A 26,133-nucleotide genomic window follows, 5' to 3' on the forward strand; every position below is an offset into this window, starting at 1 on the left:
ATTCTGCGTAACTTCTGCGAATTCTGCGTCCGGTATCCAGCAGTTCATGACAGCTCCTGCGGAAAATACTTCACCACGCAGTCCACCGGATTGGGCGCCGCCTGCCCCAGCCCGCAGATCGATGCATCGCGCATCACCTGCGAGAGTTCCGCCAGCAGCGGGGTGTCCCACTTCGGCTGCTCGATCAGCATCAGCGCCTTCGCCGTCCCGGTGCGGCATGGCGTGCACTGGCCGCAGGATTCGTCGCGGAAGAAGCGCATCAAATTGCGCGCCGCCGCCGCCGCGGTGTCCTTGTCGGAGAGCACGACGATCGCCGCCGAGCCGATGAAGCAGCCGTAAGGCTGCAGCGTGTCGAAATCGAGCGGGATGTCGTTCATCGCCGCCGGCAGGATGCCGCCCGACGCGCCGCCGGGCAGGTAGCCATAGAAGGTCTGCCCGTCCAGCATGCCGCCGCAATATTCGTCGATCAATTCCTGGATGGTGATGCCGGCGGGTGCGAGCTTCACGCCCGGGTTCTTCACGCGGCCCGACACCGAGAAGGAACGCAAGCCCTTGCGGCCATGGCGGCCGTGTGAGCTGAAGGACTCGGGGCCTTTCTCGACCAGGTCGCGCACCCAGTAGAGCGTCTCGAAGTTGTGCTCCAGCGTCGGTCGGCCGAAGAGGCCCACTTGCGCCACGTAGGGCGGGCGCAGGCGGGGCATGCCGCGCTTGCCCTCGATCGATTCGATCATCGCGGACTCTTCGCCGCAGATGTACGCGCCCGCGCCGCGGCGCAGCTCGATCGCCGGCATGTCCTTCAGGGCGGGGTCGGCTTTCAATGCGGCGATCTCGCGCTCCAGCACCGCGCGGCAGCCGTGGTATTCGTCGCGCAGGTAAACGTAGATCGCGGCGATGCCCACCGCCCACGCGGCGACGAGCATGCCCTCGAGGAAACGGTGCGGGTCTTTCTCGAGGTACACGCGGTCCTTGAAGGTGCCGGGCTCGCCTTCGTCGATGTTCACGGCCATGAGGCGCGGCGCGGGTTCGGCGCGCACGATCTTCCATTTGCGGCCGGCCGGGAAGCCCGCGCCGCCCAGGCCGCGCAGGCCGGAGGCTTCCATCACGGCGATCACCGAGTCGACATCGCGCTGGCCCGACAGGCATTCGCCCAGCAGCTTGTAGCCGCCGTCGGCGACATAGGCATCCAGGCCGATGTACGGTTCGGGTTCGTGCGTGGCAACGCCCGCATTCACGGTCGCGACCACTTTCTCCGCCGTCGCGTTCGGCACGGGCTTGTGGCCGACGACGCAGGCGGGCGCCTGTTCGCAGCGGCCGATGCAGGGCGCGTGCAACACGCGCACGTCGCGCCCCAGCATCGCGGGCAGGCGGTCCAGCAAATCCTGCGCGCCGGCCATCTCGCACGACAGGCCGTCGCACACGCGCACCGTCAGTGCCTGCGGCGCATCCTCTCCTTCCTTGACGATGTCGAAATGGTGATAGAAGGACGCGACCTCGTACACCTCCGTCTGCGCGAGGTCCATCTCCTCCGCCAACGCCGCGAGGTGGTCCGACGACAGGCAGCGGTAGCGGTCCTGGATGCGGTGCAGGTGCTCGATCAGCAGGTCCCGCTGGCGGGACGCGCTGCCGAGCAGCTCGCGCACCTCGGCGACGGCCTGCGCGCTCGCGCGGCGGCCTTTCGGGCCGCGGCGCTTGCGTTCGCGCACTTCTTCGCGGGATGGCGCGATGGGGATGACTTTCTTCAACAAAACGTCGCGCCTTCCTTCAGGAGCTCAGAGCAGGCCGGCGGAGCGGGCCCACTGGTACTTCGCGCCGAGCACTTCCACCGGCAGCTCGGTGGAATACGCATAGGCCGGGATGCCGTTTTCGTACAGGTACTGCGCGGCTTCCTCGACTTCCACGTCGCCCGCCAGCGAGGCGACCACGGGCTTGACCTTCCCCTTGGCCTTCATCTCGTTGACGATCTGCACCATGTTCTTCGCGAACACCATGGGCGGCGTGACGATGGTGTGCCAGTAGCCCAGGATGAGCGCGTGCACGCGGTCGTCTTCCAGGCCGAGCTTCACCGTGTTCACGTAGGTGATGGGCGGCTCGCCGCCGGTGATGTCCACCGGGTTGCCGGCCGCGCCGAAGGGCGGGATGAACTTGCGGAACGCCGCGTCCAGGTCGTCGGGCATGGGCTTGAGCAGCTTGAGGCCGTTGTCCACGCAGGCGTCCGACAGGAGCACGCCCGAGCCGCCGGCGCCGGTGATGATCACCACGTTCTCGCCCTTGGGCGTCGGCAGGATGGGCACGCCGCGCGAGAGCTCCAGCATCTGGCGCAGGCTGCGCGCGCGGATCACGCCGGACTGCTTGAGCACGTCCTCGTAGATCTTGTCCGTGCCGGCCACCGCACCCGTGTGCGAGGCCGCGGCGGCGGCGCCCATCGCCGTGCGGCCGGCCTTGAGCATGATGACGGGCTTCTTCTTCGAGACGCGCTTGGCGACCTCGGCGAAGGCGCGGCCGTCCTTCAGGTCTTCCGCGTGCTGCGCGATGACCTTGGTGTTGTCGTCCTGCTCGAAGAAGAGCAGCAGGTCGTCCTCGTCGATGTCCGACTTGTTGCCCAGGCCGACGATGGCGGAGACGCCCATCTTCGCGGAGCGCGAGAAGCCGATGATCGCCATGCCGATGCCGCCGGACTGCGAGGAGAGGGCGGTGGAGCCCTTCACGTCGTAGGCCGTGCAGAAGGTCGCGCACAGGTTCGAGGGCGTGTAGTAGAAGCCGTAGATGTTCGGGCCCATCAGGCGGATGTTGTATTCGCGGCCGATGCGCTGCAGTTCTTCCTGGCCCTCGATGTTGCCCGTCTCGCCGAAGCCCGAGGGGATCAGCACCGCGCCGGCGATCTTCTTCTCGCCGCATTCCTTGAGCGCGCTCGCGACGAACTTCGCGGGCACCGCGAAGACGGCGGTGTCGATCTCTCCGGGCACGTCCTTCACGCTCTTGAAGGCCTTGATGCCCATCACTTCCGCGTCCTTGGGGTTGATCGGGTAGATCTGGCCCTTGTAACCGCCGTTGATGAGGTTCTTCATCACCGAGTTGCCGATCTTGCCGGCCTCGTTCGACGCACCGACCACCGCGATCGCCTTGGGCTTCATGATGCGGTTCATCGAGGTGACGACGTCCTTCTCGGAGGGGCGATAGCGCGGCGCCTTCGGCGTGAAGTTCACCACGATGCGCACGTCGGCGGCTATCGCGCCTTCCTCGCTCGCGAACACGGGGTTCAGGTCCATCTCGGAGATTTCCGGGAAGTCGGACACGAGCTGCGACACGCCGACGATCACGTCCTGCAGGGCCGCGCGGTTGACGGGCTTGCCGCCGCGCACGCCCTTGAGCATTTCAGCGGCCTGGATGCCGTCGAGCATGGACGCGGCGTCTTCCTTCGTCGCGGGGGCGAGGCGGAAGGTCACGTCCTTCAGCACCTCGACCAGCACGCCGCCCAGCCCGAAGGCCACGAGCTTGCCGAAGCTGTCGTCGGAGATCGCGCCGACGATCACCTCGGTGCCGCCCTTGATCATCTGCTGCACCTGCACGCCCAGGATGTTCGCGTCGGCCTTGTACTTCTTCGCGTTGGCGAGGATGGTGTCGTAGGCCTTGGACGCCTCGTCCGCGCTCTTCACGCCGACGATCACGCCGCCGGCTTCCGTCTTGTGCAGGATGTCAGGCGAGACGATCTTCATCACAACGGGGAAGCCCATGGAGCCGGCGAGCTTGGAAGCTTCGGCAGCGCTGGTGACGACGCCTTCGCCCGGGACCTTGATGCCGTAGGCATCGCAGATTTCCTTTCCTTCGGGAGCGGTCAGCGAATCGCGGCCGGACGCCTTGACGGCGTCGAGGATCTTGCGGACCTTTGCTTTGTCGATTGCCATGTGAAGCTCCTTAGATGACTTTGGATTCGCGCAGATCGGCGATCTGTTCGCGGGAATAACCGAGCTGGGCCAGCACTTCCTCCGTGTGCTCGCCCAGCAGGGGCGAGCGCGTCACTTCGGTGATGCTGTCGGACATCTTGATGGGGTTGCCCACCGTCAGGTACTTGCCGCGCTTGGGGTGGTCGACTTCGACCACGGTGCCCGTTTCGCGCAGCGACGGTTCCTCGGCGATCTCCTTCATCGAGAGGATCGGGCCGCAGGGGATGTCGTACTTGTTGAGGATGTCCATCGCCTCGAACTTGTCGTGCTGCTTGGTCCATTCCTCGATGCGCGAGAAGATCGTCTTCAGGTGCGGCAGGCGCGCCTTGGGCGTCGCGTAGCTGGGGTCGGTGATCCAGCCTTCCTCGCCGATCACCTTGCAGATCGCGCCCCACACCGGCGCCTGCGTGATGAAGTAGATGTAGGCGTTCGGGTCCGTCTGCCAGCCCTTGCACTTGAGGATCCAGCCCGGCTGGCCGCCGCCCGAGGCGTTGCCCGCGCGCGGCACGGCCTCGAGGAATTCCTTGTCGGGGTACTGCGGATACTCTTCGAGCACGTGCTTGCGGTCCAGGCGCTGCTGGTCGCGCAGCTTCACGCGGCACAGGTTCAGCACGGCGTCCTGCATGGCGGCGAGCACCTTCTGGCCGCGGCCGGTGGTGTTGCGCTGGTAGAGCGCGGCGACGATGCCCAGGGCCAGGTGCAGGCCCGTGCCGCTGTCGCCGATCTGCGCGCCCGTGACGAGCGGCGGGCCGTCGTCGAAGCCGGTGGTGGAGGCCGCGCCGCCCGCGCACTGCGCGACGTTCTCGTAGACCTTGCAGTCCTCGTACGGCCCGGGGCCGAAGCCCTTGACGGACGCCATGATCATGCGCGGGTTCAGCTCCTGGATGCGCTCCCACGAGAAGCCCATGCGGTCGAGCGCGCCGGGCGCGAAGTTCTCGACCAGCACGTCGCATTCCTTCACCAGGCGCTCCAGCACTTCCTTGCCCTTTGGGTCCTTGGTGTTGATCGTGATGGAGCGCTTGTTGTGGTTGAGCATCGTGAAGTAGAGGCTGTCCACGCCGTCGATGTCGCGCAGCTGGCCGCGCGTCGCGTCGCCTTCGCCCGCCTTCTCCACCTTGATCACGTCCGCGCCGAACCACGCGAGCAGCTGGGTGCAGGTGGGGCCGGATTGCACGTGCGTGAAATCGAGGATCTTGACGCCGTCCAGGGCTTTGCTCATGGCTTGTTCTCTCTCTTCAAAGTTTCAAAAACCGGTTACTTCTTCTTCGCGTTCGGGTTCAGGCTGGTGATGCGTCCGCTCTCGGTGCCCGCCGTCTCGTCGATGATGGCATTGATCAGGGTCGGCTTGCCGGAAGACACCGCCTCGTCCAGCGCCTTCTTCAGCTCGGCCGTGGTCTTCGCGTAGACGCCCGTGCCGCCGAACGCCTGCATCAGCATCTCGTAGCGCGCGTCCTTCACGAAGACCGTGGGCGCGACGTCCTTGCCGCCGCTCGCGTTCTGGTCGGTGCCCTTGTAGACGCCGTTGTTGTTCATCACCACCACGCACACCGGCAGGTTGTAGCGGCAGATCGTCTCGACTTCCATGCCCGAGAACCCGAAGGCGCTGTCGCCGCACACGGCGATCACCGGCTTGCCCGTCTCGACGGCAGCGGCGACGGCGAAGCCCATGCCGATGCCCATGATGCCCCAGGTGCCGACATCGAGGCGCTTGCGCGGCTCGTACATGTCCACGATGCTGCGCGTGAAGTCGAGCGCGTTGGCGCCTTCGTTGACGAGGACCGCGTCGGGACGCTCCTTGATCTTGTTGCGCACGACGTTGAGCGCGCTGTGGAAGTTCATGGGCGAAGGATCCTTCGCCAGCGTCTCGGCCATCTTGGTGAGGTTCTTGTCCTTGCGCTCGGAGATCGCGCTGGTCCACTCGGCCGGCGGCTTGGCCCACGAGGAGCCGATCGCCGCGTTCAGTGCCGCGACGCAGGAGCCGATGTCGCCGATCACCGGCGCCGCGATCGCGACGTTGCTGTCGGCTTCCGTCGGCGAGATATCCACCTGGATGAACTGCTGGCCGCCACCGTCCTTGCCCGACGCGCCGCCCCAGGTCTTGCCCTTGCCGTGCGACAGCAGCCAGTTCAGGCGCGCACCGACGAGCATCACGACGTCGGCTTCGGCGAGCACATAGGACCGCGCGGCGGAAGCCGACTGCGCATGGTTGTCGGGCAGCAGGCCTTTGGCCATCGACATCGGCAGGTAGGGGATGCCGGTTTTCTCGACGAGCGCCTTGATGTCCGCGTCGGCCTGCGCGTAGGCCGCGCCCTTGCCCAGGAGGATGAGGGGCTTTTTCGCGCCCTTGAGCAGGTCCACGGCGCGCTTGACGGCATCCGGCGCGGGGATCTGCTTCGGCGCGGCATCGACCACCTTGATCAGCGACTTCTTGCCCGCGGCCGCATCGATGGTTTGCGCGAAGAGTTTCGCCGGCAGGTCGAGGTACACGCCGCCCGGGCGTCCGGAAACGGCGGAGCGGATGGCGCGCGCGATGCCGACGCCGATGTCTTCGGCATGCAGCACGCGGAAGGCCGCCTTGCACAGCGGCTTCGCGATGGCGAGCTGGTCCATCTCTTCGTAGTCGCCTTGCTGCAGGTCGACGATTTCGCGTTCCGAGGAGCCGCTGATGAGGATCATCGGGAAGCAGTTGGTCGTGGCATTCGCGAGCGCGGTGAGGCCGTTCAGGAAACCGGGTGCCGACACGGTGAAGCAGATGCCGGGCTTTTGCGTGAGGAAGCCCGCGGCCGCGGCGGCGTTGCCCGCATGCTGTTCGTGCCGGAAGGCGATCACGCGCATGCCTTCGCCTTGCGCCATGCGCAGGAAGTCGGTGATCGGGATGCCCGGGAGGCAGTAGATGGTGTCCAGCCCGTTGAGCTTCAGCGCGTCGATGACGAGGTGAAAGCCGTCGGTCGTGGCCTGCGATTGGGTTTCTGTCGTCATGTCTTCAGGTCCTGCGGGTGCCGTCTCCCGCCCCGTGCGGAAGGCCTGCTCACCCCTGCGCGGTATCATAGGAAACGCCTTGCGCGGCACTCTTGACCGGGGTCAATTTTCACCAATCCACCCGGCGCGCGGCGGGCACCCCGGCACCGAACTTTCCCCTGCATGTCATCCGTCGACAACCATCCCGAAAGAAACGTCATCCGCGTCCAGCTGGCGCACAACGTCGTCCTCAAGGGGATGACCGCGGCCCAGACGATGGAGCTGGAAACGCATCTCGCGGTGCTGGACGTGCAAAAAGGCGAGAACCTGCTCAACCAGGGCGTGCACGAAATGGAGCAGTACTTCATCCTGGACGGCGTGCTCAAACGTGTGGTCACGAACCAGGAAGGCAAGGAGATGATCCTGCGCTTCACGGACGAAGGCGATTTCGAGACGAGCTACGCCGCGTGGCGCCTGGGCACGCCGACGCCGTACAGCATCGTGAGCGTGACGAAGGCGAGGGTGGCGAAGCTGCCGATGCGCGAGTGGGTGGGCTTCCTGGAGCGCCACCCCGGATTGAAGCAATCCTTCGAGTATTACGTGATGCAGGAAATGAGCGAAATCATGGCGCACACGATTACGCTGCACCTGCTGGATGCGCCGGGACGCGTGAAGCGTTTCCAGCGCAAGCACCCTGAGCTGTTCGACCGGGTGCCCAAGAAGGAATTGGCGACCTACCTGAATCTCTCCGCGGAGACGCTGAGCCGGTTGAAGCAGCGGGGGAAGATTTAGGGGGCAAGGACGCAGAATTCGCAGAAGTTACGCAGAATGAAGACAAGAAGAATTCAAAATTTCATTTGATTTTTTCTTGTATTTCTTCTGCGTAACTTCTGCGAATTCTGCGTCCGGTATCAAAATCAAGTCTTCGCATGTGCAAACCGCCGCGTCACCGCCATGATCCGCAGCTGGTTGTCTACATTGCCCGCGCCCGCGACCGCGCTGGCCACCCGCGCGGTTTCCGACCGCTCCGCGTCGTTCAGCACGATGCCCTGCAGCACCACCTTCCCCTGCGACGAATCGACTTCGATGTTCACCTCGCGCGTCGATTCGTTGTCGCGCAGCGCCGCGCGGATCGCGGAATTGAGCGCCAGGCTTTGCAGCTTCGCGCGTGAGGCTTCGGTTTCCGCAAATTCCGGGCGGCCGGCCAGGTGCAGGATCTGCGCGGCGCAGCTTTCCACCGTCACGCGATCGGTGTTGAGCACCAGGTCGTAGAGGAGGGGGTCGCCCCAGGTCACGCCGAAGCGGTCGTGCATGCGGGTGGCATGGGCGTCGTCGCTGCGGCGCACCTCGGCCTGCGCGAAGTCGCGGTCGTCCGTGCCGAGATGCTCCATCAGCCAGTCCACCCGCTTGTCGAAGGATCGCGTGATGCGCACCGTGACGACGTGCGGCACGTCGCGCAGCAGGCAGGTCGCGCCCCAGCCGCGCAGCACCACGTTGCCGCGGCCCGCGAGTGCATAGACTTCCTTGGCCGTGTACACCGCTTCGGTGTCGTGGTCGCTCTTGAGCCGCTCCATGAGGCCGGCCTTGCCCTCCCGCAGGCGGCTGATCAGGCTGGTGGATACCTGCATGCGCCCGGCGACGCCTTCCAGCACCTCGTGCCGCAGCACCTCGAGCTGCGACACGCGGCCGAGCTCGATGGCGACGTCCTTCGCGAGCGAGCCCATTTCCTGGGTGAGGGCGATGACGGGCATGGCGTGCTCCTCGGTTCAGGTCAGTCGACCGGCTGTTCTTCGGCGAAGGACTCGCGCTTGGGCGGGCGCACCCTGGCGATGAGCCGGGAGATGAGCGGCCACAGCAGCAGCAGGATCGCGAGCGTGGAGATCGTGCCGACCAGCGGGTTCGACCACAGGATGCCCAGCTCGCCCTGCGAGACCAGCATCGCCTGGCGGAACGAATCCTCCGCCTTGTCGCCCAACACCAGCGCGAGCACCAGCGGCGCAAGCGGATAGTCGAGCTTCTTGAACAGGTAGCCGACGACGCCGAAGACCAGCATGAACCAGATGTCCAGCATCGCGTTGTGCACGGTGTAGGCGCCGATCGCGCAGATCACCACGATCACCGGCGCGATGATGGAAAACGGGATGCGCAGGATCGACGCGAAGAGCGGCACCGTGGTCAGCACGACGATGAGGCCGACGAGGTTGCCGAGGTACATGCTGGCGATCAGGCCCCACACGAAATCCTTCTGCTCGACGAAGAGCAGCGGGCCGGGCTGCAGGCCCCAGATCAGCAGGCCGCCCAGCAGCACCGCGGCGGTGGGCGAGCCCGGGATGCCGAGGGCGAGCATGGGCAGCAGCGCGCTCGTGCCGGCGGCGTGTGCGGCAGTCTCCGGGGCGATCACGCCTTCGATCTGGCCGGTGCCGAATTTCGCGCCGTCCTTGGACATCTTCTTGGCGAGGCCGTAGCTCATGAAGGAGGCGGGCGTCGCGCCGCCGGGCGTGATGCCCATCCAGATGCCGACGAGCGAGCTGCGGATCGAGGTGATCCAGTACTTCGGCAACGTCTTCCAGGTTTCCAGCACGACGCGCGGGTTGATCTTCGCGGACTTGCCGTTGAACGCGAGGCCCTCTTCCATCGACAGCAGGATCTCGCCGATGCCGAAGAGGCCGATCACGCCGATGAGGAAGTCGAAGCCGCGCATCAGGTCCGGGAAGCCGAAGGTGAGGCGCAGCTGCCCCGTCACCGTGTCCATGCCGACCGCGGCCAGCGCGAAGCCGATCGCCATCGACGCGAGGATCTTGAAGGGCGAGCCCTTGCCCATGCCGACGAAGCTGCAGAAGGTGAGCAGGTACACGGCGAAGTATTCGGGCGGCCCGAATTTGAGCGCGAATTTCGCGACCAGCGGCGCGAGGAAGGTGATCATCACCACCGCCACGAAGGCGCCGATGAAGGAGGAGGTGAACGCCGCCGTCAGCGCCTGCCCCGCGCGGCCCTGCTGCGCCATCGGGTAGCCGTCGAAGGTGGTCGCGACCGACCAGGGCTCCCCGGGGATGTTGAAGAGGATCGAGGTGATCGCGCCACCGAAGAGCGCGCCCCAGTAGATGCACGACAGCATGATGATCGCCGAGGTCGGCGACATCGTGAAGGTGAGCGGCAACAGGATGGCGACGCCGTTCGCGCCGCCGAGCCCCGGCAGCACGCCGATGAGCACGCCGAGCACGATGCCCACCAGCATGAGGACCATGTTCATCGGCGTCAGGATGACGCTGAAGCCGTGAAAGAGCGCGCTGATTTCGTCCATGGATTTCGTGTTCTGGGTTGACCGGGTTCAGTAGCCGAGGAAGGCGAGGGGATCGAGCGAGCCCTTGAACAGCGGCACCTTGAACCACACTTCGAACATCAGGAAGAAGATGACGTTGATGATCACCGCCGTGAGGATGCTCTTGAGCGGCGAGTAGTGCCCGAGCAGGATCATGAAGCCCGCGATGTAGATCGCCGAAGCGACGTACAGGCCCACGAACTGCACCACCAGCACATAGACGATCGCGGGGACGAGCACCTGCAGCACGCGCTTGAGCTGCTCGCTGTCCACGAAGATCTCGGTGTTGCGGTTCTTCCCGAAGACCGTCTGGAAGAAGATGCCGATGCCGGCGATGCACAGGATCAGCCCGATGTAGAAGGGGAAGTAGCCGGAGCCCGGGCCGTCGCTGGTCCAGCGCGAGCCGAGCTTCCAGCTGCCCTGCAGCACGACGATGCCCAGCAGCAGCACCGCGAAGGCGACGACGCCCTCGATCACGTAGGTGGCGACGCCCGAACGGGGCGTGTCGCCGGGAGTCTCGTTGTCTTGCATCGGCCGCTCGCTCCCGTCAGTTGGTGGTGGCCATGAAGCCGGCGTCCTTCATCAGCTGGCGGTGGTCGTTCTCCGCCTTGCCGAGCCACTTGGTGAATTCCTCGCCGCTCATGGTCGTCTGGTTGAACGCGCCCTTTTCCATGTAGTCCTTCCACTCCGGCGTTTCGCGCACCTTCTTCAGCAGGTTCGTATAGAACGCGAGCTGGTCCGCGGTGACGCCGGGCGAGGTGAACACGCCGCGCAGCATCGTGTACGAGGTCGGCACGCCGGACTCCTTGCAGGTCGGGATGTCGCCCCAGGACATGGTGTCGGTCACCTTCGTCTTGTACGGCATGCGCTTCTCGTCGAACACGCACAGCGGGCGCAGCTGGCCCGCGCGCCATTGCGCGACCGCCTCGATCGGGTTGTTGACGGTGGAGTCGATGTGCTTGCCCACGAGCTGCACCGCCACTTCGCCGCCGCCCTTGAAGGGCACGTAGATGAACTTGGTGCCGGTGGCCTTCTCGATGCCGGCGGTGAGGATCTGGTCTTCCTGCTTGGAGCCCGTGCCGCCCATCTTCATCTTGCTCGGGCCAGCTTTCTTCACGGCGTCCAGGTATTCCTTGCCCGTCTTGTAGGGCGTCTCGGCGTTGACCCACAGCACGAACTGGTCGAGCGCCATCATCGACACCGGCGTCATGTCGCGCCAGTTGAAGGGCACGCCCGTGGCGAGCGGCGTGGTGAAGAGGTTGGAGAGCGTGACGACGAGCTTGTGCGGATCGCCCTTCGCGCCCTTGATGTCGAGGAAGCCTTCGGCGCCCGCGCCGCCCGACTTGTTGACGACGATCATCGGCTGGTTCATCAGCTTGTACTTGATGACGATGCCCTGGATCAGGCGGGCCATCTGGTCCGCGCCGCCGCCGGTGCCTGCGGGCACCACGAATTCGACGGGCTTGGCCGGCTCCCACGCGGCCTGCGCGGAGGGCGCGACCGCCATGCAGGCGGCCGCGGTAACGGACAGGGCCAGGCGGATACGGTTCAACGAGTTCATGTTTGTCTCCTTTGACTGATTTACTTCCGCACGGAGTATTGCTGCTCCCCGCGCGTGACGTCAAAGCGGATGCTCTTTGCATCCCCGGCATGAACTCTTGACTCGGATCAAGTTTGCGAAATTCGTCCCCGGGATTTAGGGTTTGTCCCGACCGTAACAAAATGTGGGACTAGCGCACGGAATACTTTCGCTCGCTCGCGCGGCTGCCCGACATGACGTTGTGGCAGCGCTGCTTGGCCGCTTCCACCGCCTGCACTAGGAAGTCGGCATCGTACGCGCGCAGCAGGTGGCCGTGTTCTTTCTCCAGGTAGTGCCGCACGCCCGCCGCACCGCGCTCGGGCAGCAGCGCATACGTCACGGGGTCCCAGTGCCAGTTGAGGCCGAGTTCGTCGAACGCGGCGTTGTACGCCACGCGGTGGCTCTCGACCTGCTGGTCATCGAGCAGGTCGTTGTCTTCGTGCCGCTGGCGCGCGTGAACTGCGAACATCGTCGTCTCCTTGAATGCGTCGATCGGGCCAATGTAGGCAGGGCGCACGATTAATAACAGTGAAAGTATTTGATCGTTTCGATTGCCTCGGGGTTATAGTTGTGCCCGCATGAAGAACGCGACGCTGCGCCAGCTCAAGGTGTTCGAAGCGGTGGCCCGGCACCTGAGCTTCTCGCGCGCCGCGGAAGAGCTGCACCTCACGCAGCCCGCCGTCTCGACGCAGGTCCGCAAGCTGGAGGAGCATGCGGGGCTGCCGCTCTTCGAGCAGCTCGGCAAGAAGATCCACCTCACGCCCGCCGGCGGGCAGATGCTGCTGTCGAGCCGAGCGATCATCCAGCAGTTCCGCGAGGCGGAAGAGGCGATGACGCAGTTCAAGGGCGTCTCCGGCGGCCGCCTGAACGTGACGGTGATCAGCGCGGGCGACTACTTCTTTCCGCGCCTGCTGGTGGAATTCGCGCGGCGGCATTCCGGCGTGACCCTCAACTTCGGCGTGTGCAACCGCGAGGAGCTGCTGGGCCAACTCGCCGACAACCTGACCGACCTCGCGATCATGGTGCGCCCGCCGGTGGATGCGGACACGATCGCCGAAGCCTTCGCGCCGCACCCTTACGTCGTCGTGGCCGCGCCGGACCATCCGCTGGCCGGCAGGAAGCGCATCCCGGTGTCACGCCTGGCGAAAGAGCCCTTCATCGTGCGAGAGAAGGGCTCGGACACCTGGAACTCGATGGAGGACGCGTTCGGCGCGCACCTGCCGCAGCTCAATTTGGCGATGGAGATCAAGAGCACCGAGACGATCAAGCAGGCCGTGATGGCGGGCATGGGCCTGAGCTTCCTGTCCGCGCACACGGTCAGCCGCGAGCTGCAGGCGAAGAGCCTGGTGGTGCTGCAGGTTCAAGGCTTCCCGCTGATGCTGAACTGGTACGTGGTGCATCGCAAGAGCAAACGCCTGCCGCCGGTGGCGCAGGCGTTCAAGGCGTTCTTGCTGAAGGACGGGGCGTCGTTGATCGAGGCGGCGTTGGGGAAGAGGGGGCGCGGCTAGGATTTTTTGAACGCAGAGGGCACAAAGGTTACGCAGAGGACGCAGAGAAATACCAGAAGAAGACAAAAGGAATTCAGGTTCTTTCCTTTGGCTTTCCTTGACTTCATCTCTGCGCTCTTTGCGTAACCTTTGCGCCCTCTGCGTTCAAAAGGCCTTCGCCCCTCACGCTCCGGCCAGCCCAACCGACCGCGCGTACTCCCCCGCATTCATCTTCTTCCCACCCTCGGCCCGCAGCTTCAGGACCTCGATCCGCCCGCCCTGGGCATTGATCACGATCGACGTGTCCGTCACCGCCGCGATCTCGCCCGGCTTGCCCTTCACGTCGCCGAAGGTGCGCGCCGTGTGCTTGCGCGCGTCGTAGAGCCACACCTTCACGCCGGCGAGTTCGGTCCACGCGCCGGGCGCGGGGTTGCAGGCGCGAATCAGGTTGTAGACCTGGTCGACGTGCTGCGACCAGTGGATGCGCGACTCCTCCTCGTGGAACCAGCCCTCGTAGCCGGCCTGCGATTCGTCCTGCGCGCGCTCCTCGTGCCTGCCCGCGACGACGAGGTCCGCGGCTTCCAGCAGTCCCGACACACCCATCGGGAAGAGCTTGTTGAAGTACAGCTCCCCCAACGTCTCGTCCGGGCCGATCGGGCAGGACTTCTGCAACACCACCGGGCCTTCGTCGAGCCCGTCGGTGGGGCGGAAGATGGTGATGCCCGTCTCGGCCGCGCCGGTGGCGATGGGCCAGCTGATGGACGAGGGGCCGCGATGCTTCGGCAGCAGCGACGGATGGAACTGGATCGTGCCGTGGCGCGGGATGCCGACGAACTCCTGCGGGGCGAACTGCAGCACGTACGCCATGATGCCGATGTCCACCTTCAGGTCGCGCAGCGCCTCCTGCGCATAGCTGCTGCGCAGGCTGCTGAACTGGAACACCGGCAGGCCGTGGCCGTGCGCGGCCTCGCGCAGTACGTCCTGCTTGGCGCCCGCCTTCTCGGGGCTGCAGAAGACGCCGGCGACTTCGTCCCCGCGCGCGCGAAAGGCTTCCAGCACCGCCTTGCCGAATTCCTGCTGGCCGATGATCGCGATTTTCATGATGTGTGTTTGTAGCTGGTTCAACGAAAGAGGAAGTAGGCGGCCAGGCAGTAGAGCACGACGGCGAAGACTTTCTTGAGCGGCTGGATGTCCATGCGGTGCGCCGTGCGCGCGCCCAGCGGCGCCATCGCCATGCTGGCGAGCGCGATGGTGACGAGCCCGGGCAGGTAGAGGTAGCCGATGGAGCCGGGCGGCATCTGCGGCAGGCCCTGGCCCGCGTAGATGTAGCCCGCCGTCCCCGCGAGCGCGATCGGGAAGCCCAGCGCCGCGGACGTGCCCACGGCGTCGTGGATCTTCACGTTGCACCAGGTCATGAAGGGCACCGAGACGAAGGCGCCGCCCGCGCCGACGAGCGAGGAGAGCAGGCCGATCACCCCGCCCATCGCGAAGGTGCCGAGCGGGCCGGGCAGGGTGCGCGAGGGCTTGGGCTTCCTGTTGAGGAACATCTGCGTCGCCGAGAAGGCGACGAAGATCGCGAACAGGACGCCCAGCAGCTTCGCGGGCATGGCCACGGCGATCTGCGCGCCGAGCAGCGAGCCGACGAGGATGCCGGGCGCGAGCACCCGCACGATGTGCCACAGCACGGCGCCGCGCTTGTGGTGCGCGCGCACGGAGGACAGCGAGGTGAAGCAGATCGTCGCGAGCGAGGTGGCGACGGCCATCTTCACGGTGTATTCCGGCGGGAACCCTTTGGCGGTGAGGATGATGGTCATGAACGGCACCATGAGCATGCCGCCGCCGATGCCCAGCAGGCCGGCGAGGAAGCCGGTGACGGTGCCGATCAGCAGGAGTTCGAGAATGAGTTGGGGTTCGATCAGCATCTTGTGCCGTCGATTGTCGCAAAGCGGCGCGGCGCGCCCCCGGCTCAGGGGATTTCGTAGACCGTGAGTTCCTCGGCGATGCCGCGCAGGTTGCAGCGCTGGGCCACCGGCGTGAGGCCGGCCTGGGCCAGCAGGCGGGCCGCGTCCGCGTGCCGCACCACGGGTTCGGTCGCGAAGATCGCGTGCGACTGGGCGAGGCCCTGCACCCGCGCCGCGATGTTGACGGTCTGGCCGAAGTAATCGAGCCGGTCGTTGAGCGTCACCGCCAGGCAGGGCCCTTCGTGGATGCCGATCTTCAGCGTCAGGTCCTCGCTGTGGCGCGACGCGTTGAGCGCCTTCATCGCTTCGCGCATGCCCAGCACGGCCGCGATGCCGCGGTCGGGCGTCGGGAAGGACGCCATCACCGCGTCGCCGATGGTCTTCACGACGGCGCCGGATTCGCGGGCGACGACCTCGTTGAGCACCCCGAAGTGCGCCTTCACGAGCTCGTAGGCCGCGAGGTCGCCCACCCGCTCGTAGAGCTCGGTGGAGGCCTTGAGGTCGGTGAAGACGAAGGTGAGGCTCGTGATCTTCAGGCGCTGGTCCATCGCGAGCATGTCGGCGCGGTACAGGTCGCGGAAAGTCTGGTTCGTGAGGAGCGTGCGGGCGGTGAGGAACTTCTTGCGCTTGCCGAGCATGTGGTGCAGGTCGTCTCCCGCGATGTAGAGCGCGGGCAGCACCCGGGCGTCGGTGCGGTTCTCCATCGTGAGGCGCAGCGGGCCGGGGCGCAGGGGCACGGTGCCGGTGGGCGCCTGCACGTTGTTGAACACGACGCCGAGCTCCTGCCGCTCGCGCGTCGGTTCGCCCTGCACATCCAGGAACTGGGCCGAGTGCGTCACCGGCTCGAACAGGATGATGAAGCCCGCGGGGAGCTGGAGCGACATCGTCGCCTTGTCGCCGGCCCCGAGGTCGGTCCAGTCGATGACGAAGCGCTCCATCACCTCCTGCGCGGGCATCTCCGCGGGGAATTCGATGCCCGAGCTCCAGTACATCTGGCGGACGTATTCCCACATCGGCAGCTGCTCGGGCGCATGCGCGGCGATCTGGCGCACGCGCGGGCTCACGCTGAAGGCGACTTCCACCATTTCGTCGAGCGAGGGCTCGTAGCCGGCCGCGCAGAGGGCGCACGCGTAGCTGTGCTGGTGGATGGTCTTGAGCGTGGCGTTGGTGTTGAGGACGCCGCCGCAGCCGGGGCACAGGACGTTCCAGGACATTTCGAACATGCCCAGGCGCGTGGCGTGCAGGAAGGCGTCGAGCGCGCGGTCCACGGGCAGGCCGTTGGCGGCGGCGAAGTCGATGACGTTGATGCGGTGCAGCTCGCGGTCGGTGCCGTCCCGCACGAGGCGTTCGATGCCCGCTGCGGCGAGCGGGTCGGCGGATTGCCGCAAGACGGTGAACCGCGCTTCGGATTCGCTCATCGGGCCCCCGGCGGGTGGAGTGATGTCCCCCATCGTAGGCCAAAAAAAGGCGTCTGCAAGTGCCACCGGACCGGCATCCTGAACCGGGGTTCAGGTGGGCTAGGTCAGCCTGGCGTTGGGTTCGTCTGACGCGAGACGATCACGCTCACCAGGAGATGTTCCAGGCCCGGAGCTCTATGAGCATTGGTTCAAGGAAATATAAAGCCCGGCATGCACTGCAGACACGTGGCCATTCTAGGCCGATGCGTATGGCTGAGGGTGCGCGAGCGCACATTGCCGCACTGAAAAAAAGATTCTTGACTTTTGGGGATCGCGCGCAGCTGGCGGGATTTTTTTGAACGCAGAGGACGCAAAGGTTTCGCAGAGGGCGCAGAGAGGAAATTCAAGGGAAGGCAAAGAATTTTTTTGTATTCCTCTGCGTTCACAGAGACCATGGCACGCCCGGGCTAGATCAGCCGGCCGTCGTCGCCCAGCGCGGAATCGAGGCGCCCCATCAATGCCGCAAGACGCGGATCGGACACGTCGCTGCCGTTGCTCTTGACGGGCGCAGGGACGATCACTGGGGTCTGGATCGCCACGCCGCGGTCGGCGACGTCGAAGGCGAGGTTCAGCGCGGCGAGCACCGCGATGCGGTCGCGCGCCTTCACCTTGCCGGCGTCGCGGATCTTGCACATGGCGGTGTCCACCTTCTCCACGGCTTCCAGCAGGCGCTGCTCGCCGCCCTCGGGGCAGGCGAGGAGGTAGCTCTGGCCCATGATCTGGACCTCGAGTTGCTTCATCACGGAAGTCATTCGGAAACCTTCGCCTTGCAGGCTGCGGTATTGCGCTTCGGAGCGGCCGGGCGCCTCATGCCGCGCTCTTGATGTCGGGCAGGCGCTCGAGGAGCGCGTCGACGCGGGCGCGTGCGGCGGAGAGGCGGGACTTGAGGGAGTCCCGTTCGTGCGTGAGCACTTCGACCTGTTCGGCCAGCAGCGTGTTGGTGCGCTGCAATTCCTCGTAGCGCACGAGCAGTCGCTCGACGCGTTCCGCTACCTGGTCGATCTGGGAGGCACTGGGCATACGCCTTCGATTGTAGGGGGGGCGATGGAATTTGAAAGCTAAAATGAAAGCGTTGGTGCTCGCGGTGTGGTTCGCATGCCGCAGTTCAACGGGAAGCAGGAGGGTGCGCCGCCCAGCGGCAAGCCTAACCTGCGCTGCCCCCGCAACGGTAAGCGGATGGGTTCCTCGTGAATCCCGCTTCCATCACGCAATGCCACTGGGCGCGCATGAATCAGCGCGCCTGGGAAGGCGATGGAAGTCGACCGCCAGCCCGGATACCGGCCAACGAGGTGGCCGCGCGTTCGCAAGAAGGCGCGGCCGTGACGCCCAATTCACCGGCGGGGAAGCCGGTGCGGGCATGCATCCGGCTTTTTCAACCATCATGACTTTTTCCCGCATTTCGACGCGCACCCCGTTGCGTTCTTCGGCGCTTTCGCTCGCGTTCGCCGCCGCCTTTCCCTCCGCGTTCGCGCAAGGACTCGTCCTGCCCGAGACCGTCGTCACCGCGACGCGCTTCACGGACGACGCCCAATCGCTGCCCCTGGGCGTCACGGTCGTCACCGCCGCGGAGATCCGCGCGTCGGGCGCGTCCACCATCAACGAGGCGCTCATCCGCATCCTCGGCATCGCCGGCCGCCAGGACTTCTATGGCGGCGGCGAATACGGGCTGGACCTGCGCGGCTTCGGCGGCACCGCCGACAACAACCAGGTGGTGATGGTCGACGGCATGCGCTTTTCCGAAGGGGACCTCGGCGGCTCGCGGCTCGCGGGCATCCCGATCGAGTCCGTCGAGCGCATCGAGGTGATCCGCGGCAACGCCGGCGTGCTCTACGGGGAAGGCGCCACGGGCGGCGTCATCGTGGTGACGACCAAGGCCGGGGCCGGCCAGCAGCGCGGCAACAGTGCGTCGGTCTACGCGGGCGCGGGCAGCTTCGGCGCGCGTGACGTGCGGGCCGGCGGCACCGCGAGCGGCGGCGGCTTCTCGCTGGACGCCGCCGCGCAAAAGCGCCGCGCGGACAACCACCGCGACAACTTCAAGTCCGATTCCGACGCCGTCTCCGTCACCGGCCAGTGGTCCAACGACTGGCTGCGCGCGGGCGCGCGCGTCGCCCGCGATTCGCTGGACACGCAGTTGCCCGGCGCGCTCACGGCCGCGCAGTACGAGGCGGACCCGCGCCAGAGCACCCGGGCCGGCGACGAGGCGAGCATCCGCAACGAGCGCGCGAGCCTCTTCGCGGAAGCGCATGTGGGCGACTGGCGCATCGCCGCGGACGCCGGGCAGCGCAAGAAGGAGTTGCGCAGCATGAACGGCGGCTTCGGGTACGACTACGACGTCGATGCGAAGAACTATGCCCTGCGTGCGCGCCACGAAGGGAAGTTCGGCGGCTTCGCCAACCAGTTCGTGGTCGGCGCGGACCGCCTCGACTGGACGCGCGACGTGCTGGGCGCCTTCGGCTCCACCGCCCGGCAATCGTCGCGCGCCGTGTACCTCAAGGACGACGTGACACTCGCCGGCGGCACGCGCGTGAGCGCGGGCTACCGCACGGAGCGCATCGCCAAGGACAACACCACGGCGACAGCCGGCACGGCAGACCGCATGCATGCCTGGGAGCTCGGCGTGAGCCATCCCTTCACGGTGCAAGCCACTGGCTATGCGCGCATCGGCCGCAGCTACCGGCTCGCGAACGTCGACGAGTTCGGTTACACCTCGCCCGGCGTGATCCTCCAGCCGCAAACCTCTCGCGACGCCGAGATCGGCGCGCGCTGGACGGCGGGTGCGACGAAGTTCGAGGCACGGCTCTACCGTACCCTCGTAGACAACGAGATCGGCTTCGATCCGAATGCCGCCGGTCCCTTCGGCTTCGCCGGCGCCAACACGAACTTCGACCCGACGCGCCGCCAGGGCGTGGAGCTCGACGTGCGCCATGCGATCACGTCCACGCTCGGCGTGCGCGTGAACGCGGCCGTGCGCGAGGCCACCTTCCGCTCCGGCCCCTACGCGGGCAAGGACGTGCCGCTGGTCGCGCGCAAGACACTCGCCGTGCGCGCGGACTGGTCGCCCGCGGCGCAGCACCATGTGAGCGGCGGGGTGAACTGGGTATCCTCGCAGCACCCCGACTTCAACAACGCCTGCACCATGCCGGCCTACACCACCGCCGACGTCCGCTACGCCTACCAGTGGCAGCAGGTGGAACTGTCGCTCGGCGTCGCGAACCTCTTCGACAGGAAGTACTACTCGCAGGCCTTCGGCTGCGCGGCGGGCACGACCACGTCGATCTACCCGGAAGCAGGTCGCGCCGTCACGGCGGCCGTCCGCGTGAGCTTCTGATCGCCGCCATGCCCACCCCGCTTCCCGGCCCGCAACGCATCGTCTGCCTCACGGAGGAGACGACCGAGTGGCTGTACCTGCTCGGGCAGGAGGCGCGCATCGTGGGCATCTCGGGCTACACCGTGCGGCCCGCCCGCGCGCGGCAGGAGAAGCCGCGCGTGAGCGCCTTCCTCAGCGCGAAGATCGACAGGATCCTCGCGCTGCGGCCCGACTGCGTGTTCGGCTTTTCCGACCTGCAGGCGGACATCGCCGCCGAGCTCATCCGCAAGGGTGTGCAGGTGACGGTGTTCAACCAGCGCAGCGTCGAGGAAATCTTCGGGGTGCTGTACCAGGTCGCCGCGATGGTGGGCCAGGCGGACCGGGGTCTGGAGTTGATCGAGGGCATGCGCGCGCGCCTGAAGGAGATCGAAGCGCAGGCGCGCGTGTTGCCGCGCCGCCCCAAAGTCTTCTTCGAGGAATGGGACGAGCCGCATATCAGCGCGATCCGCTGGGTGTCCGAGCTCGTGGGCATCGCGGGCGGCGACGATTGCTTTCCGGAACTCGCCACGCAAGCCATGGGCAAGGACAGGATCATTGCCGACGGCGCCGAAATCGTGCGCCGCGCGCCGGACATCGTCATCGGCTCCTGGTGCGGCAAGAAATTCCGGCCGGAGAAAGTCGCCGCGCGCGCGGGCTGGGGCGAGGTGCCCGCGGTGAAGCACGCGCAGCTCTTCGAGATCAAGTCCGCCGACATCCTGCAGCCCGGCCCCGCCGCGCTGACGGACGGCGTGGAGCAGCTGCATCGCATCGTCATGGCATGGAGCCGCTCGCAGGGGCCCGCGTCATGAAGTGGCTGGCGTGGCTGCTGCTCGTATGCGCCGCGAAGGCCTACGCGGTGCGCGTCACGGACGACCGCGGCGTGTCGGTGGAAATTGCGACGCCGCCCCAGCGCATCGTCGCGATGCTGCCGTCGCTGACCGAGACGGTGTGCGAGCTCGGCGCCTGCGACAGGCTGGTGGGCCTCGACGACTACTCGAACTTTCCCCCGCGCGTGGCTGCGGTGCCGCGCCTGGGCGGGCTGGAGGACACGAACATCGAGCGGCTCGTCGCGCTCAAGCCGGATCTCGTGCTGCTCGCGTCTTCCTCGCGGGCGGTCGCGCGGCTGGAGGGGCTGGGCGTGAAGGTGCTCACGCTCGAACCCAAGACGGTGGCCGACCTGCATCGCGTGTGGCTGCAGCTCGGGCTGGCGCTGGGCGTCGCGGACGCGCCCGCGGCATGGCAGCGGCTGCAGGCCGCCGTCGATGCGGAGACGCGCAAGCTGCCGCCCGCGATGCGCGGCACGCGCGTGTACATCGAGGTGAACGACGGGCCCTACGCGGCGAGCGAATCGTCCTTCCTCGGCGAACTGCTCGCGCGCACCGGCGCCGCGAACATCGTGCCGGGACGGCTCGGGCCCTTCCCGAAGCTCAACCCGGAATTCGTCGTGCGCGCGGATCCGCAGGTGATCATGATTTCGGATCGCGATGCGCCGGCGGTGAAAGCCCGGCCCGGCTGGGCCCGCATCCGTGCGGTGCACGACGCCCGCGTCTGCCTGTTCACGCATGAGCAGGGCGACGTCATGGTGCGCGCGGGGCCGCGCATGGCGCAGGCGGTGCGGCTGATGGTCGACTGCATCGCGGGGCGCGGCAAGCCGTGAGGCCGCTGCGGCACCCGGCGTCGCTCGCGCTGCTGCTGCTCGCGGCCACGGCGCTGCTGTGCCTCGCGGGCGCCGCCGTCGGCAGCCTCGGATGGGAGCCGCTGTGGAGCGGTGCCACGGACACGGCATCGGCTGTGGTGTGGGACATCCGCGTGCCGCGCACGCTGGGCGCATGGCTCGCGGGCGCCTTGCTCGGGCTCGCCGGCGCGGTCGCGCAGGGGCTGTTCAGGAATCCGCTGGCCGACCCCTACCTGCTCGGCAGCGCGACGGGCGCCGCGCTCGGTGTGGCCGTGCTGCTGGTGCTCGTGGGCGCCACGCCGTCGGCCGCGGGCTGGGCCGCGCGCCTCGGTTCCACGGGCGCGGGTTTCGCCGGGGCCGTGGCGGCCGTGCTCGTGACGCTCGGCCTCGCCAAGGGTGTGCAGCACACCCTGCGCCTCCTGCTCGCGGGCGTGGTCGTCGGCATGGTCTTCGGCGCGTTCGCGGCGCTCGTGATGTTCTGGTCTCCGGACATCCTGCGCGCGATGCAGGGCTTCCTGCTCGGCACCACGGGCTTTCTCGGGTGGGGCGCCGCGGGACTGCTCGCGGCCGTCACCGTGGTGTGCCTCGTGCCGGCGGTCGCCTTCAGCCGCGCGCTCGACGCCCTCGCGCTCGGCGACACTACCGCCGCGAGCCTGGGCATCGCGCTCACGCCGGTGCGGGTCGTGCTGATCGGCGTCATGGCGCTCGCCACCGGCGCGGCCGTGGCGCAGGTCGGGCTGATCGCCTTCATCGGCCTCGTCGCGCCGCATCTCGTGCGCGCGACCTGCAAGCCCACGCATCGCTGGCTGCTGCCGCTGTCGGCGCTGGCGGGCGGCGTGCTGCTGCTGGCCGCGGACGTGCTCGCGCGCTGGGCGCTCGCCCCGCGCGAACTGCCCGTTGGCGTCCTGACCGCGGTGCTCGGCGGCGGCTACCTGCTGTGGGCCATGCACCGGAGGCCGCTGTGACGCCCGCACTCTCCGCGCGGGGCCTGCGCGTCGCGCTGGGCGGCGTCGAAGTGCTGCACGGCTTGGACCTGTCCCTGCCGGCCGGGCGGTGGACCGCCATCGTCGGGCCGAACGGCGCGGGCAAGACGACGCTGCTCAAGTCGCTGGCGGGCCTGCTGCACGGCACGGGTGAAGTCGCGCTGCTCGGCCGCGCCGCGCCGTCGTGGACGCACAAGGAGCGCGCGCGCACGCTTGCCTGGCTGGGCCAGAACGAGGGCGGCGCGGAAGACCTGCTGGCGCGCGACGTGGTGATGCTCGGGCGCGTGCCGCACCAGTCCTGGCTCGGCGCGGCCAGTGGGGCAGACCGCGAAGCCGTACAGGCGGCGATGCACGAAACGCAATGCTGGGACTGGCGCGATCGCCCCCTCGGCAGCCTCTCGGGCGGCCAGCGCCAGCGCGTGCTGCTCGCGCGCGCGCTGGCGGTGCAGGCGCCGATCCTGCTCATGGACGAGCCGCTCGCCAACCTCGACCCGCCGCACCAGGCCGACTGGCTTCGCATCGTGCGCGCGCATGTGGCGCGCGGCGGCACGGCGCTGTCGGTGCTGCACGAGATCACGATGGCACTGCACGCGGACGACGTGGTGGTGATGGACGCCGGGCGCGTCGTGCACCAGGGCGCCTGCGAAGACGCGGGCACCCATCGCGCGCTCGAGCGGGTGTTCGCGCAGCGCATCCGGATCCATTCGCTGGCCGCGCAGTGGGTCGCGCTCCCCGCATGACGCAGGAAGCCCCATGACCGCACGCTGCGTGATGGTGCTGGGCACGACCAGCGGCGCCGGCAAGAGCTGGCTCGCCACGGCGCTGTGCCGCTGGTACGCGCGGCAGGGCTTGAAGGTCGCGCCCTTCAAGGCCCAGAACATGAGCAACAACGCGCGCGTGGTGGCGGGCGGTGAGATCGGCAGCGCGCAGTACTTCCAGGCGCTCGCCGCGCGCGCCGGGCCCGAAGTCCGCATGAACCCGCTGCTGCTCAAGCCAGAGAGCGACACGCACAGCCAGGTGGTGATGCTCGGCCAGGTCGACGAGGCGCTGTCGCGCATGCCCTGGCGCGATCGGGGCGCGGTGGTGTGGCCCCGCGTCGCGGCGGCGCTGGACGAACTGCGTGCGGAGAACGACGTGGTGGTGATCGAAGGCGCGGGCTCGCCCGCCGAGATCAACTTGATGGCGAGCGACATCGTGAACCTGCGCGTCGCGCGCCATGCCGGTGCGCGCTGCCTGCTCGTGACGGACATCGACCGCGGCGGTGCGTTCGCGCACCTGTACGGCACCTGGGCGCTGCTGGCGGAAGCTGACCGCCGGCTGATCGACGGCTTCGTGCTGAACAAGTTCCGCGGCGACGCGTCGCTGCTTGCGCCCGCGCCGCAAATGCTGCGCGACCTCACCGGCATCCCCACCGTCGCCACCCTCCCGATGTGGCGCGGGCACGGCCTGCCGGAAGAAGACGGGTTCCACGAGGCTGGCGGGGCGAATTCACTCCCTCTCCCCCTGGGAGAGGGCCGGGGTGAGGACACCGGGCGTCACGCTCCAACGAAGATCTCCATCGTCGCCTACCCCCGAATCAGCAACCTCGACGAATTCCAGCCCCTCGCGCACCTCCCCCAGATCCACCTCTCCTGGGCCCGCACCCCGCAGGACCTCGCCGCCGCCGACTGGATCATCCTGCCCGGCTCCAAGCACACCAGCAGCGACCTGCAGTGGCTGCGCGCGCAGGGCCTGGACCGCGCGATCGCGCAGCATGCCGCCAAGGGCGGCCGCGTGCTGGGCATCTGCGGCGGCCTGCAGATGCTCGGCGAGGCGCTGATCGACACCGAAGGCATCGACGGCAATGGGCCGGGCCTGGGCCTGCTGCCCCTGGTCACGGTGTTCGAGCCGCGCAAGACGCTCCGCCGCCGCGCCGCGCGCTTCGAGGCGCTGCAGGGCGCGTGGTCCGCGCTGTCGGGTGTGGAGATGGACGGCTACGAAATCCACCATGGCCGCAGCGCGCAGCATCCCGCGATGGCGCGCGCGCATGAAGCGATGCCCGAAGGCCTCGCATGGCAGAGCAGCGAGGGCCACGTGCTGGGCCTCTACCTGCACGGCATGTTCGAGGACGCGCGGGTGGTGCATGCGCTGTTCGGCGCGCAGGCGCGCACGCTGGACAGCGTGTTCGACGGCCTTGCGGACTTCATCGACACGCATTTCGACACTGGGGTTCTTACCCATCTCATCGGTGCCGCAGGCGAGTGACAACGCTGGCCCCACCGTCTATGCTTGCAGCGACCAAACCGTTGGGAGCTCGCCATGTACAAACGCATCCTGTTGGCCTATGACGGATCCGACGCGGGGCAGAAAGCCCTGCTGGATTCGCGCGAGCTGGCGCACTGGAGCCAGTCCGAACTGGCGCTCGTCGCGGTCATGCCGTCGGCGATGAGCTTCGTCGGCCTCGAAGGCGGGGTCTACGACATGGAGCTGGAGGAGCGCGAGAAGAAGAAGCACCAGGCCGTGCTGGACGACGGCCTGCGGCGCCTCTCCGAAGCCGGCTTCACCTCGCGCGGCGAAGTGGTGGTGGGCGAGGCCGTCGACGAGATCTGCAAGTACGCCAAGAAGATCCACGCCGACCTCATCGTCGTCGGCCACAAGCACCTGGACAGCTGGGCCGCCCGCTGGTGGCGCGGCTCCATCTCGGGCGCCATGATCGAGCACGCGCCGTGCAGCGTGCTGGTCGTCATCACGCAGTAGCGGGGCACGCCATGAGGCCGCACATCGCCCCGCGCGGGGGCAAGCCGTCGCGTTCCGCCGCGCTCGACCAGTATCGCCGCCGCGCCGCGGGCTACGACCGCGAGCTGCTGCTTTTCGAGCCGATCCGCACCGAGGCGATCGCCGCGCTCGATGTCCACCGCGGCGACGTCGTGCTCGACGTGGGCTGCGGCACCGGCCTGTCCTTCGAGATGCTGCACGACCGCATCGGCAAGGGCGGCCGCATCGTCGGCATCGAACAATGCCCCGAGATGCTCGCCAGGGCGCGGGCGCGGGTGGATGCGGCGCACTGGACGAACGTGGAGCTGGTCGGCGCCCCTGCGGCCATCGCGCGCTGGAGCGGCAAGGCCGATGCCGCGCTCTTCCACTTCACGCACGACGTGCTGCGCGAACCCGCGGCGATCGCGAACGTGCTCTCGCACCTCCAGCCCGGTGCGCACGTCGTCGCCTCGGGCCTGCAGTGGGCGCCGCCCTGGGCCTGGCCCACCAACGGCTTCGTGATGCTCGCGGCGATGTACTCGGTGACGTCGCTGGAGGGCCTGGGCAAGCCCTGGGACCTGCTCGCCCGCCACCTCTCCGATGTCGAGGTGGTCACCACGGCTTTCGGCGGCATCTACATCGCCAGGGGCCGCTACGCCCCCGGCAGAAGCGTCGCGCATTGAATCGAACCACA

General features: G+C 67.5%; 24 protein-coding genes, 1 other RNA gene and 1 riboswitch. Of the genes, 10 read left to right on the forward strand and 15 right to left on the reverse strand.

Features of this window, described 5'->3' with window-relative positions; all coding sequences use genetic code 11:
• Window positions 1-44: 44 nt before the first annotated feature.
• From I5803_RS01075 to oxc, 4 genes are read right to left on the reverse strand one after another with little or no spacing between them, the layout of a single operon-like run.
• A complete protein-coding gene (locus I5803_RS01075) occupies window positions 45-1,745 on the reverse strand; it encodes an NAD(P)H-dependent oxidoreductase subunit E (protein WP_196984578.1) in 1,701 nt (566 codons plus the stop codon).
• A gap of 24 nt (window positions 1,746-1,769) precedes the next feature.
• The gene (locus tag I5803_RS01080; protein WP_196984579.1) at window positions 1,770-3,902 is read right to left on the reverse strand and encodes an acetate--CoA ligase family protein; all 2,133 of its coding nucleotides are present in this window, start codon (window positions 3,900-3,902) and stop codon (window positions 1,770-1,772) included.
• Between the two features lie 10 nt (window positions 3,903-3,912).
• Entirely contained in the window at window positions 3,913-5,160 is a 1,248-nt protein-coding gene (gene frc / locus I5803_RS01085; protein WP_196984580.1) for a formyl-CoA transferase, read from the reverse strand.
• A 35-nt stretch (window positions 5,161-5,195) separates the two neighbouring features.
• Window positions 5,196-6,920: an oxalyl-CoA decarboxylase gene (oxc, locus tag I5803_RS01090; RefSeq protein WP_196984581.1), complete on the reverse strand. Its 1,725-nt coding sequence runs from the start codon at window positions 6,918-6,920 to the stop codon at window positions 5,196-5,198.
• 162 nt (window positions 6,921-7,082) lie between these two features.
• On the opposite strand from oxc, the gene I5803_RS01095 reads away from it, so the two are divergent.
• A complete protein-coding gene (locus tag I5803_RS01095) occupies window positions 7,083-7,691 on the forward strand; it encodes a Crp/Fnr family transcriptional regulator (RefSeq protein ID WP_196984582.1) in 609 nt (202 codons plus the stop codon).
• A 125-nt stretch (window positions 7,692-7,816) separates the two neighbouring features.
• Here the strand turns inward: I5803_RS01095 and I5803_RS01100 are convergent, their stop codons facing one another.
• The 5 genes from I5803_RS01100 to I5803_RS01120 form a co-directional block, all read right to left on the reverse strand.
• Entirely contained in the window at window positions 7,817-8,650 is an 834-nt protein-coding gene (locus I5803_RS01100) for a cytidylate kinase family protein (protein ID WP_196984583.1), read from the reverse strand.
• A gap of 20 nt (window positions 8,651-8,670) precedes the next feature.
• Entirely contained in the window at window positions 8,671-10,200 is a 1,530-nt protein-coding gene (locus I5803_RS01105; RefSeq protein ID WP_196984584.1) for a tripartite tricarboxylate transporter permease, read from the reverse strand.
• 27 nt (window positions 10,201-10,227) lie between these two features.
• The gene (locus tag I5803_RS01110; protein ID WP_196984585.1) at window positions 10,228-10,749 is read right to left on the reverse strand and encodes a tripartite tricarboxylate transporter TctB family protein; all 522 of its coding nucleotides are present in this window, start codon (window positions 10,747-10,749) and stop codon (window positions 10,228-10,230) included.
• Window positions 10,750-10,765: 16 nt separating this feature from the next.
• On the reverse strand, window positions 10,766-11,779 hold the full coding sequence (locus I5803_RS01115; protein WP_196984586.1) for a Bug family tripartite tricarboxylate transporter substrate binding protein: 1,014 nt from the start codon (window positions 11,777-11,779) through the stop codon (window positions 10,766-10,768).
• Window positions 11,780-11,948: 169 nt separating this feature from the next.
• The gene (locus tag I5803_RS01120; protein WP_231402316.1) at window positions 11,949-12,266 is read right to left on the reverse strand and encodes an HAD family hydrolase; all 318 of its coding nucleotides are present in this window, start codon (window positions 12,264-12,266) and stop codon (window positions 11,949-11,951) included.
• Between the two features lie 109 nt (window positions 12,267-12,375).
• Between I5803_RS01120 and I5803_RS01125 the strand changes: the two genes are divergently transcribed.
• On the forward strand, window positions 12,376-13,305 hold the full coding sequence (locus tag I5803_RS01125) for a LysR family transcriptional regulator (protein ID WP_196984587.1): 930 nt from the start codon (window positions 12,376-12,378) through the stop codon (window positions 13,303-13,305).
• A 162-nt stretch (window positions 13,306-13,467) separates the two neighbouring features.
• On the opposite strand, the gene I5803_RS01130 is transcribed toward I5803_RS01125, so the two are convergent.
• The 6 genes from I5803_RS01130 to I5803_RS01150 all read right to left on the reverse strand — a co-directional run bounded on the left by I5803_RS01130 (window position 13,468) and on the right by I5803_RS01150 (window position 17,722).
• The gene (locus I5803_RS01130) at window positions 13,468-14,385 is read right to left on the reverse strand and encodes a methionyl-tRNA formyltransferase (protein WP_196984588.1); all 918 of its coding nucleotides are present in this window, start codon (window positions 14,383-14,385) and stop codon (window positions 13,468-13,470) included.
• A gap of 20 nt (window positions 14,386-14,405) precedes the next feature.
• The gene (locus I5803_RS01135) at window positions 14,406-15,206 is read right to left on the reverse strand and encodes a sulfite exporter TauE/SafE family protein (RefSeq protein ID WP_196984589.1); all 801 of its coding nucleotides are present in this window, start codon (window positions 15,204-15,206) and stop codon (window positions 14,406-14,408) included.
• Window positions 15,207-15,250: 44 nt separating this feature from the next.
• On the reverse strand, window positions 15,251-16,663 hold the full coding sequence (locus tag I5803_RS01140; RefSeq protein ID WP_196984590.1) for an adenylate/guanylate cyclase domain-containing protein: 1,413 nt from the start codon (window positions 16,661-16,663) through the stop codon (window positions 15,251-15,253).
• Between the two features lie 46 nt (window positions 16,664-16,709).
• Window positions 16,710-16,890, reverse strand: a non-coding RNA gene (ssrS, locus tag I5803_RS22480) — 6S RNA.
• Window positions 16,891-17,109: 219 nt separating this feature from the next.
• Window positions 17,110-17,442, reverse strand: coding sequence for a cell division protein ZapA (locus I5803_RS01145; protein WP_196984591.1), 333 nt, complete (start codon window positions 17,440-17,442; stop codon window positions 17,110-17,112).
• Between the two features lie 67 nt (window positions 17,443-17,509).
• Entirely contained in the window at window positions 17,510-17,722 is a 213-nt protein-coding gene (locus I5803_RS01150; RefSeq protein ID WP_196984592.1) for a cell division protein ZapB, read from the reverse strand.
• A gap of 36 nt (window positions 17,723-17,758) precedes the next feature.
• Window positions 17,759-18,002: riboswitch (cobalamin riboswitch) on the forward strand.
• Between the two features lie 81 nt (window positions 18,003-18,083).
• Between I5803_RS01150 and I5803_RS01155 the strand changes: the two genes are divergently transcribed.
• The 8 genes from I5803_RS01155 to I5803_RS01190 are packed head-to-tail and all read left to right on the forward strand — an operon-like array spanning window position 18,084 to window position 26,122.
• The gene (locus tag I5803_RS01155; RefSeq protein WP_196984593.1) at window positions 18,084-20,030 is read left to right on the forward strand and encodes a TonB-dependent receptor; all 1,947 of its coding nucleotides are present in this window, start codon (window positions 18,084-18,086) and stop codon (window positions 20,028-20,030) included.
• Between the two features lie 8 nt (window positions 20,031-20,038).
• Window positions 20,039-20,857 carry a cobalamin-binding protein gene (locus I5803_RS01160; RefSeq protein ID WP_196984594.1) on the forward strand — a complete coding sequence of 273 codons (819 nt, stop codon included), beginning with the start codon at window positions 20,039-20,041 and terminating at the stop codon, window positions 20,855-20,857.
• Window positions 20,827-21,705 (forward strand): ABC transporter substrate-binding protein, encoded by an 879-nt coding sequence (locus I5803_RS01165; protein ID WP_196984595.1) that lies wholly within the window; start codon window positions 20,827-20,829, stop codon window positions 21,703-21,705. The genes I5803_RS01160 and I5803_RS01165 overlap by 31 nt, the downstream gene beginning before the upstream one ends.
• Window positions 21,702-22,688, forward strand: coding sequence for a FecCD family ABC transporter permease (locus I5803_RS01170; protein WP_196984596.1), 987 nt, complete (start codon window positions 21,702-21,704; stop codon window positions 22,686-22,688). The genes I5803_RS01165 and I5803_RS01170 overlap by 4 nt, the downstream gene beginning before the upstream one ends.
• A complete protein-coding gene (locus I5803_RS01175) occupies window positions 22,685-23,446 on the forward strand; it encodes an ABC transporter ATP-binding protein (protein ID WP_196984597.1) in 762 nt (253 codons plus the stop codon). Before I5803_RS01170 ends, I5803_RS01175 begins: the two co-directional genes overlap by 4 nt.
• Before the next feature lie 31 nt (window positions 23,447-23,477).
• Window positions 23,478-24,950, forward strand: a complete 1,473-nt coding sequence (locus I5803_RS01180; RefSeq protein ID WP_435520869.1) for a cobyric acid synthase — start codon at window positions 23,478-23,480, stop codon at window positions 24,948-24,950.
• A gap of 54 nt (window positions 24,951-25,004) precedes the next feature.
• On the forward strand, window positions 25,005-25,442 hold the full coding sequence (locus I5803_RS01185; RefSeq protein ID WP_196984599.1) for a universal stress protein: 438 nt from the start codon (window positions 25,005-25,007) through the stop codon (window positions 25,440-25,442).
• An 11-nt stretch (window positions 25,443-25,453) separates the two neighbouring features.
• Window positions 25,454-26,122 carry a class I SAM-dependent methyltransferase gene (locus I5803_RS01190; RefSeq protein WP_196984600.1) on the forward strand — a complete coding sequence of 223 codons (669 nt, stop codon included), beginning with the start codon at window positions 25,454-25,456 and terminating at the stop codon, window positions 26,120-26,122.
• Window positions 26,123-26,133 lie beyond the last annotated feature (11 nt).

Source organism: Caenimonas aquaedulcis (assembly GCF_015831345.1).
Taxonomy (GTDB): Bacteria; Pseudomonadota; Gammaproteobacteria; order Burkholderiales; family Burkholderiaceae_C; genus Ramlibacter; species Ramlibacter aquaedulcis.